Consider the following 12728-nt stretch of genomic DNA (forward strand, 5'->3'; position numbering starts at 1 on the left):
GGGTGGTCCTTTGCATGAGAGGCTTTGGGACCGAGGAACCGCGCAACAAAAAACCCCGCTCGGTGGAGCGGGGCTTTTGGAGATCTTGCGATCCTTCGGCTTTGGTTTTGGTAGGGTTCCTACCGCTGCTTGCGCCGATTTTGCCCCGTCCGGATAGGCACGGTTTTAATCTGGTTGTTAATCATGTTCCACATCGACACCGCGCACGACATCGCGGCCACGGCGGCGAGGCCGGTGGTCACAAAGGCGGCGAAGGCGAAGGTCGATTGCATGTGGAAGCAATGAATCCAGTTAGCGCTTCTTACAGGTAGCGTGACGGTTGGGCTTGCGCAAGGTCTTGCCTACCCAAGAGGCGATCAGTCGCGGGGAAGGGCGAGAATTGGCGGTTTTTGAGCGTCGTGGTTAAAAACGCGGCAGATCCTCCCCTGCTAGGGGGAGGATCCCAATTCTACGACCGCAGCTTGCCGCCGGCCTTCTCGGCCGCCGCCACGACCTTGGCCGAGAGGGCCTCGATCTCGGCTTCGGTAAGGGTGGTTTCGCGGGGCTGGACCACGACCTCGATCGCGATCGACTTGAAGCCCTCCGGCACGCCGGGGCCCTCGTAGACGTCGAACACGCGCGCGGCGGTGATCAGCGCCTTGTCGGCGCCGGCGGCGGCTTTCACCAGGTCGCCGGCAGCTTTGGTCTTCTCCACCAGGAAGGCGAAGTCGCGGGTCAGGGGCATCAGGGCCGAGGGCGAGAAGGCCGGGCGGGTCTTGACCGACTTCTTCTTCGGCTCGGGGATCGCCTCCAAGGTGATCTCGAAACCGTAGACTGGGCCGGCCACGTCCAGGGCCTTCAGCACCGCCGGGTGGATTTCGCCGAACTCGGCCATCACCGCCTTGGGGCCCAGCTGCAGGCGCGCCGAACGGCCCGGGTGCCACCAGGACGAGGCCGAGCCTTGCGCCGTCTGCAGCGAGGCGACCGGCGCGCCCAGCTCTTCCAGCAGGGCCAGCAGGTCGGCCTTCACCGTGAAGACGTCGCCTTGCGCGGCCTTGTCCCAGCCGCGCGGGGCCTTGGGGACCAGGATGGCCGCCACGACCGTGCGCTGGTCGTTCGGACGCTCGCCGTGGAAGGTCGGGCCGATCTCGAACAGGGCCGCGTCGGGGAAGCCCTGGCGCGCGTTGCGGCCGGCCGCCTCGATCAGGTTGGGCAGCAGCGACGGGCGCATGCAGTCCAGCTCCGAGGCGATCGGATTGGCCAGCAGCAGTTCCGGCTGACCGCCGCCGAACAGTTCGGCGACCTTGCGGCTGGTGAAGCTGAAGGTCACGCCTTCCGCATAGCCGGCGGCCGCCAGAGCGCGCCGGGCCACGCGGGCGCGGGCCTGCTTGGCGGTCAGGATGCCGCCGACGGCGCGCGGAACCTCCGGCAGGGCCGTCGAGGGCAGAGCGCCGTAGCCGGCGATGCGAGCGACCTCTTCCACCAGATCGGCCTTGCCTTCCACGTCGCGGCGGAAGGTGGGCGGGGTGACGGTCCAGGTCGCGCCGTCCTTCACGTCGAAGCCCAGGGCGACCAGGATCTGGCGGGTGCGCTCGGCCGAAACGGCCAGACCCGACAGCTGCTCGACATAGGCCGGGTCGAACGGGAAGCCGACGGGCGCGGCCGGGGCCTCGCCGACCAGCAGCACGTTCGACGGCTCGCCGCCGCACAGCTCCAGGATCAGCTTGGTGGCCAGCTCGATGCCGTCGACCAGCGAGTGTGTGTCGACGGTGCGGGCGAAGCGGTACTGAGCGTCGCTGGCGATGCCGGTGGCGCGGCCGGTCTGGGCCGTGCGGATCGGGTCGAACCAGGCGCTTTCGAGGAAGACGTCGACGGTCTCGTCCGAGCAGCCGGTGCTCTCACCGCCCATCACGCCGCCCAGGCCGATCGGACGCTCGCCCGACGCATCGGCGATGACCGACATCTCGGGCGTCAGCTCATAGGTCTTGCCGTCCAGGGCGATCAGGTGCTCGTCGCCGTGGACGCCATGGCGGCCCAGGCGCGTGGAGATCTGCGTCCCCGACAGCTTGTGGGCGTCATAGACGTGCAGCGGCCGCGCGCGGTCGTAGGTGATCAGGTTGGTGATATCCACCAGGGCGCTGATCGGGCGCAGGCCGATGGCGGTCAGGCGATCCTGCAGCCACTTGGGCGAGGGGCCGTTCTTGACGCCTCGGAAGTAGCGGCCGGCGAACACCGGGCAGGCCTCGCCATCGACCTTGACGGTGATCGGCGACGGATAGGTCCCCGGGATCGCGGCGATCGACAGGTCCTTCAGCTTGCCTACGCCCGCGGCGGCCAGGTCGCGGGCGATGCCGGCGACGCCCAGCCAGTCTGGGCGGTTGGGGGTCACTTCGAAGTCGATCACGGCTTCCAGGCCCAGGGCGTCCACGGCCGACGTGCCGACGGCCAGGCTGTCAGGCAGCTCCATAATGCCGTCGCTCTCGCTGGCGTATTCCAGCTCGGCGGCCGAGCAGAGCATGCCGTTCGAGACCACGCCGCGCACGGGCTTCTCGACCAGGGTCACGTCCAGGCCGGGCACATAGGCGCCGATCGGGGCGTAGATCGTGGTCAGGCCCGGACGGGCGTTCGGCGCGCCGCAGACAATCTCCTTGCGGCCATCGACGGTGTCGACCTGGCAGACCTGCAGGCGATCGGCGTTGGGATGGCGGGCGGCCTCGACGATCTTGCAGACCGTGAACGGAGCCAGCTTGGTCGCCGGATCGATCACGTGCTCGACCTCGAGCCCGGCCATGGTCATGGCCGCGACGATCTCGGGGACGGTGGCGGTGGTCTCAAGGTGATCCTTGAGCCAGGACAGGGTGAATTTCATCGTCTTGCGTCTCCAAGCCCCGACGCCGCGCGAAGGGGTTGGTGGAATTCCAGAAGGGCGATCAGCTCAGGCCGCTGGCCGGGTTCGGCGCGGCGAAGGCGGAAAAGCCGTAGTGCGACAGCCAGCGGACATCCGACGACCACATGTCGCGCAGGTCCGGCATGCCGTACTTCAACATGCCCAGGCGATCGACGCCCATGCCAAAGGCGAAACCCTGGTACTCGTCCGGATCGATACCGCAGGCGCGCAGCACGTTCGGGTGAACCATGCCGCAGCCCAGGATCTCGAGCCACGACGTGCCCTGGCCGATCTTGATCTCGCCGCCCGAGCGGTCGCACTGCACGTCCATCTCGGCCGACGGCTCGGTGAACGGGAAGTGGTGCGGCCGGAACTGGGTCGTCACCGCGTCGGTCTCGAAGAACCGCGCCAGGAAGGTCTCCAGGGTCCACTTCAGGTGGCCCATGTGGATGCCCTTGTCGATCACCAGGCCCTCGACCTGGTGGAACACCGGCGTGTGGGTGGCGTCGTTGTCCACGCGATAGGTGCGGCCTGGCGCGATGATGCGGATCGGCGGCTTCTGGCTGACCATGGTCCGCACCTGCACGGGGCTGGTGTGGGTGCGCAGCAGCATGCGCTCGCCATTTTCCTTCGTATTGAAGAAGAAGGTGTCGTGCATCTCGCGGGCCGGGTGCTTCGGCGGGAAGTTCAGGGCCGTGAAGTTATGGAAGTCGTCCTCGATGTCCGGACCTTCCGCGACGGCGAAGCCCATCTCGGCGAAGATGGCGACCATCTCGTCCATGGTCTGCATGGTCGGGTGGACGCTGCCCTTGCGGCGGTAGGGGGCGGGCAAGGACAGATCCAGGGTCTCGCTGGCCAGGCGTGCGTCCAGCTCGGCGGCTTCCAGGGCGGCCTTCTTCTCGGCGATGGCCTCGGCGACCTTGTCACGCAGGGCGTTGATGGCCGCGCCTTGCGTCTTGCGCTCGTCGGGGCTCATGGCCCCGAGGGTCTTGAGCAGGCCCGAGATGGAGCCGGTCTTGCCGACGGCGGCCACGCGGACGGCGTCGAGCGTCGAGAGATCGCCGGCGGCGGCCACCTGGGCCAGCACATCGGCTTCGAGGGTGTTGAGATCGGTCATGACGGGCATCCGTCTAGAGGATTTCGAGAGGGTTGAAACTAGGGAAGAGGCCCCAATTCCGCTCATTCCCGCGAAAGCGGGAAACCAAGCCGAGTTGGCCTTCTCGTCCGCGTCCAATCCGCTTGCTCAGCTTGGGCCCCCGCTTTCGCGGGGATGAGCGAAGTCGGGCGCAGCAAAAAGCCCCCTGGCTCGCGCCAGAGGGCTTTGCAAGATCGGTTGGGTCGAAACCCAAAAAGACCTTAGGCCAGGGCGGCGCGAACCTTGTCGGCGATGGCCTTGAACGCAACCGGATCGGCGCCGGCGATGTCGGCGAGGACCTTACGGTCCATCACGATACCCGCCACGTCCAGGCCGTGGATAAATTGCGAGTAGGTGAAGCCTTCCAGACGGGCGCCAGCGTTGATGCGCTGGATCCACAGCGAACGGAAGGCGCGCTTGCGCACCTTGCGGTCGCGGTAGGCGTACTGGCCGGCCTTGTCGACCGCGGCCTTCGCCGTACGAATGGTGTTCTTGCGGCGCCCGTAGAAGCCCTTGGCTTGCTCGAGAACCTTCTTGTGCTTGGCGTGGGCGACGACGCCCCGTTTAACGCGAGCCATGTGTCAGCGCTCCTCTTACAGGCCGTAGGGCAGGTAGGTACGGATGATCTTGGCGTCAGCCTCGCTCATCACCTTGGTTCCGCGGTTTTGGCGGATGTACTTACCGTTGTGGCCGATAAGGCGGTGGCGCTTGCCGGCGACGCCGGCCTTCAGCTTGCCCGTAGCGGTCAGTTTGAAGCGCTTTTTGGCGCCCGACTTGGTCTTCAACTTCGGCATTTCGCGTCGGAGCTTTCGCCCCGTCCTCTAGGATAGCAAGACGAACCGCCATGGCATGCCTAGTGGCCAGGCGGTTCCGGAAAGGCGGCGTTACTAAGCGAAACGGGGGGAGAACGCAAGCTTCCTCTGCCTAACCAGCCCCTTCAGTCCGGCGGATTGTTCTTTTCGATGAAGGTGATGCCCGCCGTCAGCATCTGCAGGCGCGTCTGTCCCTTGGACAGCCAGTGATCCTCGCCATCCAGCACCACGAATTCATAGGGCTTGCCGGCGCTCTTCAGGGCATTGGCCATCTTCTGGCTGTGGGAGAAGGGAACAGTGGTGTCGTCCTTGCCGTGGATGAGCAGAATCGGCGCGTCTGCCTTGGCGGCCTGAGCGGCGGGAGAGCGCTGGTCCAGCTTGGGATCCGAGGCGCTATCGACTCCGAACAGGCGCTTCTCATCACGAACCCTGGCGTTGCGCTCGCCAGATCGGATGATGTCGTCACTCATCATCTTGGCCAGATCGCTGACGCCGGCGGATGAAACCGCGCAACGATAGACGCCTTTTTGCAGGGTCACGCCGGCCAATGCGGCGTAGCCGCCGTAGCTATGGCCAAAGATGCAGACCCGCTTGGTATCGACGATCCCCGCCTTGGCCAGGTAGGCGACGCCGTCTGACAGGTCGGTCTGCATCTTGGCGCCCCATTCGCCGTAGCCGGCCTCCTTGAACTCCGTCCCGTAACCCGTCGAGCCGCGGAAGTTGGGCTGCAGGACGGCGTAGCCGCGCGAGGCGATGGCCTGGGCCCACCAGTCGAACACGGCGTCGTCCTTGGCGCGCGGGCCACCGTGCGGCAACACGACCAGCGGCAGGCCCTTCTCGGCCCTGCCTGGCGGCAGGGTCAGGACGCCCTCGATGTCCAGGCCGTCGGCGGCCTTGTACTGGATCATCCGGACCGGCCCGACGTCGGCCGCGGTCACCTTCGGATAGGGCGAGCCCAGTGGGTCGACGCGCTTGGTCGTGGTGTCGGCGATGTAGTAGGCGCCCGGCGTGGCGGCGCCGCTGACATACAGAACCAGCTTGCGGAAGTCCGGCGTCCACGAGGCCAAGCTGACCTGCTGGCCCTTGAAGGCGCTGCGATAGGCCGGCCACAGCGCCTTCAGGCGGGGCTCGAGGAACTCGTATTCGTAAGAATCGCCCTTGAATCGCGTGAAGCCCAGCACGACGCCGTCATCGCCGACCACGCCGCCCTGCGACACTGGCGGGCCGATGAATTCTCCCAGCTTACCGTCGGTCAGCGAGACTGGCGTCGGCCGCCACAGCTTGGCGGTTCCGTCCCAGGTGTCGATGATGATGGATTGGCCGTCGGGCGTTACACCCCAGAGATCGGGAGTTTCGACTGCGGTGGTGGTGGTGAAGACTGGCTGCCAGCTCTGTCCCTTGCGCAGAGACATTGTCCAGGTGGCCTTGTCCGCGCGCTCGTCCTCGCGATAGCCGGCCTTCGCCAGAACCGTGCCATCGGCCTTGGCTAGGTAGTCGTAGGTCTCGTCGTCGCCCATCTGGACGCGGCGGGCGATGCCGCTGTCCAGGTCGATCTTGAACAGGTCCTTGTGCGCCGACTTGTGCTGCATGTTGCCTTTGTCGGTCACGTACAGCGGGGTGTAGAGTACGGCCTCCTTGCCGTCGAAGCCGGGCTGAAGGCGGCCGGCGACGATGTTGAGCACCGTGTCCAGCGCCTTCGACGGCAGTTGCTTGTATTCGCCCGTGCGAATGTTCAGGCTGACGACCTGGAACTGTTCGCTGACATAGGTCGTGTCCTCGATGGCTGCAGTGGTCGAGACCTCGATCAGGACGTGCTCGGAATCGGCCCACTTGACCGCTCGAACCTTGTTGAACCCGATCGTCGCCGAGGCCGCCACCTGGCCGGCCAGGGTGCGGACGATGATGTGGCGTTGGTCATTGACCGTGGCGATCAGGGCGATCGCCGAGCCGTCCGGCGAGATTTCGACGCTCTCGATAGCCGGCAGGCGGCCGTAGGCTTCCAGCGGCGCGGCGGAAGCGACGGCCGCGCTCAACGCCAGCGCCATCGCGGCGGCGGCGAACATCCTACGCATATCGACTCCCCCAAACCTGTTCGACGCCGACGCTAGGGTTGAGCTTGGCTGTTGTCTATCCCTGGGCGCGCGTTCAGGCCGCCGCCTTGGCGCGGCGGACGACGATCAGGCCCAGCCAGATGGCGGGGACCATCAGGGCCGCGCCGAACCAGTAGGGGCCGCCGCTGGCCAGGCCGAACAGCGGGCCGGCCAGCAGGGGGCCGCCGATTCGGGCCAGAGAGCCCGCGGCCATGTTCAGGCCCAGCATCTGGCCCTGGCGGTCGGGCGGGCTGGCGCGCGAGATCAGGGCCGCCACGCACGGGAAGACCAGCGACTGGCCGAAGGCCGTGCAGCCGACCGCGACCATCGCCAGGCTGGCGTGGGGCGCGAATGGGGTGAGCAGCAGGCTGATCGCGATGATCGACAGGCCCGTGGTCAGCACCTGGCCCTCGCCGAAGCGGCGGGCCAGGCGGCCGGTCAGCACGCCTTGGCCCAGCGAGGCGATGACGCCGATCACCGCGAAGCACAGGCCGACTTCGCGTGGGCCCCAGTCGAAGCGGGCGTTGGCCCACAGGCCGAAGATCGACTCCATGCCCGCGAAGGCGCCGGTCGAGACCAGGGTGACCAGCAGCACGCGCGACAGCACCGGGTGGGCGGCGGCCTGGCCGAGGGCCTCGCGCCGGCCTGGTTGCTTGACGCCCGGCGCCGAGGGGGCGCGGCTCTCGGCCACGAACAGCACGACGCCGGCCACGGCCAGGGCGGCCATGCCCGCGGCGACGAACAGGGGGATCTGGAAGCCCAGTTGGCCGGCGCTGGGATGGGCCAGCAGGCCGCCCAGCGACGGGCCGATCACGAAGCCGGCCCCGAACGCCGAGCCCAGGAGGCCCATGCGACCCGCGCGCTTCTCGGGCGGGGTGACGTCGGCCATGTAGCCCTGGATCGTCGAGATGTTGCCGCTGCCGAAGCCGCCGACCAGGCGCACGGCCATGGCGACCCAGATGTTCGGCGCGAAGGCCAGGGCCACATAGGCGATGGCGTTGGCCAGGATGGTGACCATCAGCACCGGCCGCCGGCCGATGCGGTCCGACAGTCGGCCCCAGAACGGCTCGCCGAAGAACTGGCCCAGGCTGTAGGCCGCGAACATGGTCGTCACCTGCCACGGCGCGGCGTTCATCGCCTTGGCGTAGAAGGGCAGCAGCGGAATGACCACGCCAAAGCCCACAAGGTTGATGAAGACAACCAGGAGCAGGACGGCCAGGGCGCGAGCGCTGTGAGCGGGATCGGACATCAGGGGGCGGGGTTTACGCCCGAACCTTCGGCTTGGCGACCCTGGGAGACCAAGGGCTCCCGCGAAGGCGCAAAACAAAACGCCCCGGCCGCGAGGCCGGGGCGTTTCGATGTCTACCCTGTGATCGAACCTAGCGCGGGGCCAGGATCATGATCATCTGCCGGCCTTCCATGCGCGGCTCGTATTCGACCTTGGCGACCTCGTCGAAGTCGGCCTTGACCTTGAGCAGCAGCTTCATGCCGAGCTCCGGGTGGGCCATTTCGCGACCGCGGAAGCGCAGGGTGACCTTCACCTTGTCGCCTTCCTCGAAGAAGCGAGTCATCGCCTTGGCCTTCACCTCGTAGTCGTGAATGTCGATGTTCGGGCGGAGCTTGATCTCCTTGAGCTCGACCACCTTCTGCCGCTTGCGCGCCTCGTTCTTCTTCTTCTGCTCCTGGAACTTGAACTTGCCGTAGTCCAGGATCTTGCAGACGGGAGGATTGGCGTTCGGAACGATTTCCACCAGGTCCAGGCCGGCTTCCTCTGCCGCTTCCAGAGCGGCGGACGTCGGCATTTCGCCTTGCTTCTCGCCATTCTGGTCGATCAGCAGGACGCGGGGGACGCGGATGTCTTCGTTGATACGCGGTCCGTCTTTAACGGGCGGCGTTTGCATAGGACGGCGAATAGGGCGGCTCCGGAGCAGTTGATAAGGATACAGCTGAACGCATGCGCGCCGCGCTGGGCGCGCCGCGAGAAACTGATATATGACCCGCCGGCCGCCGCGTATCAAGCGAAGGCGGCCAAAGAGACGCCGGCCGGGTCCAGTTTTTTTGACCAGAGCCGACCCCCGGAGGGGCTTTGGCGTTCAAAGGGGCGGAAACGGCGGGCGGGGGAAGAGTTTTCCCGGATCAAGACCCCTGCCTCGACCGTCATGACTCAGCATCGCCACACCGCCCTGGAGGACATCCACGCCCTCCTGATCGGCTCCAGTTTCATCGCCGTGGGCCTGACTCTGCTCAAGGCCGCCGGTCTGGTCACCGGCGGGGTGGCCGGGGTGGCGCTGATCATCTCGTATCTGAGCGGCGGCTGGCCGGTCGGCGTGGTGTTCTTCGTCCTGAACCTGCCGTTCTACGTTCTGGCCCAGCGGACCCTGGGCTGGACCTTCACCTTCAAGACCCTGGCCACCAACCTGCTGCTGGCGGGCCTGGCCTGGGGCATGCCCTACTGGCTGAAGGTCAGCCACGTCGACCCGATCTTCTCGGCGGTGTTCGGCGGCACCATCATCGGCATGGGCATCCTGGCCCTGGCGCGGCACCGCTCCAGCGTCGGCGGCGTCGGAGTGCTGGCGCTCTATCTGCAGGAACGGCGCGGGATCAGCGCCGGCAAGGTGCAGATGGCGGCCGATTGCCTGGTCGTGGCCGCGGCCTTCTTCACGATTCCCTTCGACAAGCTCCTGTTGTCGATCGCCAGCGCCGTGGCCCTGAGCGCGGTGATCATCGCCAATCACAAGCCCGGACGGTACGCCGGATACTAGCGCGCCAGCAGGGCGATGGCCGCGCTGGCGACGGTGCTGACGGGCAGGGCCTGCAGGTCCGGCGAGCGGATCACGGCCACATGGCCACGCGGGGCGCAGAGGTCGGGGTCCGAGGCGTCGGAGAACAGGGCGATGGTTGGCGCGCCGGCGGCGGCCAGCAGGTGCGTCGGGCCGGTGTCGTTGCCGACAGCCAGGGCGGCCTTGGCGCCCAGCATGGCCAGTTGGGCGAAGTCGGTGCGGCCGGTCAGGTCGCGCGCGCCGCCGGTGGCCTTCTGGATATGGCGCGCCATGGCGCTTTCCTGGGGGCCGCCGATGATGACGATGTCCAGGCCGCGCGCCTTCAGGTGCGAGGCCAGCTGGGCGTAGTATTCGACGGGCCAGCGCTTCTCGGGCCGGTGGGCCGAGCCGCCCGGAACCAGCAGGACATAGGGCTTGGGCGCGGGGGCGGCGGTGGCGCGTGACTCCTTGTGCTTGCGCAGAATCCACGACAGATCCGGCGGCGGCGCGCCGCCCGGCTCGGTCGGGGCGTCGGGCCACACGCCGGCGGCCCGCAACTGGTCGGCCTGGCGTTCCAGGGTGTGCATGCGCAGGCGGGCCTTGCCCTTCTGCGGCAGCGAGCAGCCGAAGGCGATGCCGCTCCACTGCGGCGGGAACGGGCGCAGCAGCTGGAAGTACCAGTTGGTCCGGCTGTTGGTCTGCAGGTCGTAGACCCGGTCGTAGCGCGCCTTGCGGATGCGGCCGATCATGGCCAGCGTCTCGCCCAGGTCGCCGGGGCGGCCGTCGGTCTCGATGTGATTGAAATAGGGGCTGAGCTTGGCCAGCGCCTCGAAGGGCGGCGTGGTCAGCAGGGTGATCTTGGCCTTGGGGTGCGCCTCGCGGATCTTCTTCATCGCGGCCAGCGCCAGGACGAAGTCGCCCAGGGCGCCCAGCTTGATCACCAGGACCTTCTTGATCTCCCTGCTCACGACGAACGCTCCAAGCCCAATACGCGTGCATAGACCTTGAGGGTCGCTTCGCACATGGCGTCCACCGAATATAACCGCCGAGCCCGCGTTCGCGCCGCCAGGCCCATGGCCTGACGACCCGCCGCGCCGGTCTCGCAGGCCAGCAGCAGGGCGTCGGCCCAGGCTTGCGGGTCGCCCGGCTTGACCAGCCAGCCGGTCTCGCCGGGGACGACGGTCTCGCGGGTGGCCCCATGGTCCGAAGCCAGGACCGGGCGGCCCATCACCTGCGGCTCGACCGCCGTGCGGCCGAAGGCCTCCGGCTCCACCGAGGGCGCGATGGCCAGGTCCGCCAGCAGGTAGGCGGCCGGCATGTCGTCGCAATGTCCCACCAGCCTGACCGCGTCCTCCAGCCCGGCGGCGGCGATGGCGGCCTCCAGTTCGGCGCGATAGCCCTTGCGGCCCTGGTCGTCGCCGGCCAGCAGCAGCAGGATCCGGTTCTCGCCGCGATCCTTGAGCAGCTTCATGGCCTCGATCAGCAGTCCTTGGCCCTTCCAGCGGGTCAGGCGGCCGGCCAGCAGCACCTTCAGCCGGCGCTCGCCCTCCGCGACGCCCCAGGCCTGGCGCAGCTTCTCGACGCGATCGCAGCCGACGACGCCGGGCTCGAAGCGCGACAGGTCGACGCCGCGCGGGATGGCCACGACCTTCTCGGGCGCGATGCCATGCTCCTTGATCACGTGCTGGCGTGTGAACTCGGAGTTGGCGATCACCAGGTCGCCCTTGGTCATGACCGCGTTGTACCAGCGTTTCAGCTCGGACTTGGCGTTATAGACGCCGTGATACGTCGCCACGAACGGCGTCTTGGTGGCGTGGGCGGCCCAGAGGGCGCTGAACGCCGGCGCGCGCGAGCGGGCGTGGACCACCGAAACCTTCTCTCGCCGGATCAGGTCGACCAGTCGCGCGGCGTTGCCCAGCATGACCAGCGGGTTCTTGGACTGGGCCGGCATCTGGGCCAGGCGGCCGCCGTCGGCCTCCAGGCGCGCGGCCATCCGGCCCCCCTTGGTCGCGACCAGGGCCTTGCCGCCTTGCGCCACCACCGCATGGGCGACATCAATCGTCGTCTGCTCCGCGCCGCCAGTTTCCAGCTCCGGCGTGACTTGCAGCAGGGTGAAATCGGCGGGTAGGTCGGGCACGCGACTCTCGCGAAAACAACGCGGCTTTAGTTAGCGAAAGGATCGAGGCGACGCCATGACCGAATCCCGGGGCGCGCTCGCGCGCGAAGACGGCTCGAAGCTCAGCTATCGGCGCGTGGACGGCGAGGGGCCGACCGTCGTCTGGCTGGGCGGCTTCCACTCCGACATGACCGGGACCAAGGCCGAGGTGCTGGCCGAACAGGCCAGGGCGACCGGCGGCTCGTATGTTCGCTTCGACTATTTCGGGCACGGCGAATCCGAGGGCGCGTTCAAGGACGGCACGATCAGCCGCTGGCGCGAGGACGCCCTGGCGGTGATCGACGAACTGACCGAAGGGCCGCTGGTGCTGGTCGGCTCGTCCATGGGCGGATGGCTGTCGTGCCTGGCGGCGATCGCCCGGCCCGATCGGGTCAAGGCCATGGTGTTGATCGCCCCCGCCCCGGACTTCACCGAGAAGCTGATGGAGCCCGAGCTTTCGGACGCGGCCAAGGCGGCCATCGCCAGCGACGGTTTCTGGATCCGGCCGTCGGACTACGACGACGGCGGCTATCCGATCACCCGCGCGCTGCTGGAGGACGGGGCGCGGTGGTCAATCCTGCCGGGACCCGTGCCAATCGACGTCCCGGTGCGCGTGCTGCAGGGCGGAGCCGACCCGGACGTGCCGTGGACCCACGCCCTGGAACTGGCCAACGCCCTGAAGTCCGACAATGTGGTCTTCACCCTGATCAAGGACGGCGACCATCGCCTGTCGCGCCCGCAGGACCTGGAGCGTCTGGTCGCGGCCGTCTCCGAGGCCAAGGGCCTGGCCGAGCCGGAGGAGGGCGATCTGGTCTCCCGCCGCCTGGCGCGGGCGGCGCGGCTGCGCAACGCGGCCGGCCTGGATGCGGTGGGGATCACGCCGCGCGCGCCGGCGATCGACGACGAGTAGG

12 protein-coding genes are annotated in these 12728 nt (G+C 67.8%); 2 read left to right on the top strand and 10 right to left on the bottom strand.

The genetic code is table 11. The features are described from left to right. Positions 1–119: 119 nt before the first annotated feature. The 8 genes from K8940_RS05925 to infC form a co-directional block, all read right to left on the bottom strand. Positions 120–272 (bottom strand): hypothetical protein, encoded by a 153-nt coding sequence (locus tag K8940_RS05925; RefSeq protein ID WP_223393716.1) that lies wholly within the window; start codon positions 270–272, stop codon positions 120–122. Between the two features lie 176 nt (positions 273–448). After that, positions 449–2848: a phenylalanine--tRNA ligase subunit beta gene (gene pheT, locus K8940_RS05930; RefSeq protein WP_223393718.1), complete on the bottom strand. Its 2400-nt coding sequence runs from the start codon at positions 2846–2848 to the stop codon at positions 449–451. Positions 2849–2909: 61 nt separating this feature from the next. After that, complete coding sequence (gene pheS, locus K8940_RS05935) at positions 2910–3983, bottom strand: phenylalanine--tRNA ligase subunit alpha (RefSeq protein ID WP_223393720.1); 1074 nt, start codon at positions 3981–3983, stop codon at positions 2910–2912. 239 nt (positions 3984–4222) lie between these two features. After that, positions 4223–4579: a 50S ribosomal protein L20 gene (gene rplT / locus K8940_RS05940; RefSeq protein ID WP_013080315.1), complete on the bottom strand. Its 357-nt coding sequence runs from the start codon at positions 4577–4579 to the stop codon at positions 4223–4225. Between the two features lie 15 nt (positions 4580–4594). Then, on the bottom strand, positions 4595–4795 hold the full coding sequence (rpmI, locus tag K8940_RS05945) for a 50S ribosomal protein L35 (protein ID WP_010918930.1): 201 nt from the start codon (positions 4793–4795) through the stop codon (positions 4595–4597). Between the two features lie 143 nt (positions 4796–4938). Continuing rightward, positions 4939–6885, bottom strand: coding sequence for an alpha/beta hydrolase family protein (locus tag K8940_RS05950; RefSeq protein WP_223393721.1), 1947 nt, complete (start codon positions 6883–6885; stop codon positions 4939–4941). A gap of 73 nt (positions 6886–6958) precedes the next feature. Continuing rightward, positions 6959–8152 (bottom strand): MFS transporter, encoded by a 1194-nt coding sequence (locus tag K8940_RS05955; RefSeq protein ID WP_223393723.1) that lies wholly within the window; start codon positions 8150–8152, stop codon positions 6959–6961. 130 nt (positions 8153–8282) lie between these two features. Further along, positions 8283–8804 (bottom strand): translation initiation factor IF-3, encoded by a 522-nt coding sequence (gene infC, locus K8940_RS05960; RefSeq protein ID WP_223393725.1) that lies wholly within the window; start codon positions 8802–8804, stop codon positions 8283–8285. 258 nt (positions 8805–9062) lie between these two features. On the opposite strand from infC, the gene K8940_RS05965 reads away from it, so the two are divergent. Then, a complete protein-coding gene (locus K8940_RS05965) occupies positions 9063–9665 on the top strand; it encodes a YitT family protein (protein ID WP_223393727.1) in 603 nt (200 codons plus the stop codon). Here the strand turns inward: K8940_RS05965 and K8940_RS05970 are convergent. After that, on the bottom strand, positions 9662–10630 hold the full coding sequence (locus tag K8940_RS05970; protein ID WP_223393729.1) for a glycosyltransferase family 9 protein: 969 nt from the start codon (positions 10628–10630) through the stop codon (positions 9662–9664). The two genes, K8940_RS05965 and K8940_RS05970, sit on opposite strands and share 4 nt — an antisense overlap. Next, the gene (locus tag K8940_RS05975) at positions 10627–11799 is read right to left on the bottom strand and encodes a glycosyltransferase family 4 protein (protein WP_223393731.1); all 1173 of its coding nucleotides are present in this window, start codon (positions 11797–11799) and stop codon (positions 10627–10629) included. Before K8940_RS05975 ends, K8940_RS05970 begins: the two co-directional genes overlap by 4 nt. A gap of 55 nt (positions 11800–11854) precedes the next feature. Here K8940_RS05975 and K8940_RS05980 point away from each other — a divergent pair, with 55 nt between their 5' ends. Further along, on the top strand, positions 11855–12727 hold the full coding sequence (locus tag K8940_RS05980; protein WP_223393733.1) for an alpha/beta fold hydrolase: 873 nt from the start codon (positions 11855–11857) through the stop codon (positions 12725–12727). The last annotated feature ends 1 nt before the right edge of the window (position 12728 follow it).

Origin of the sequence: Caulobacter segnis, assembly GCF_019931575.1 — a bacterium.
Lineage (GTDB): Bacteria > Pseudomonadota > Alphaproteobacteria > Caulobacterales > Caulobacteraceae > Caulobacter > Caulobacter segnis_C.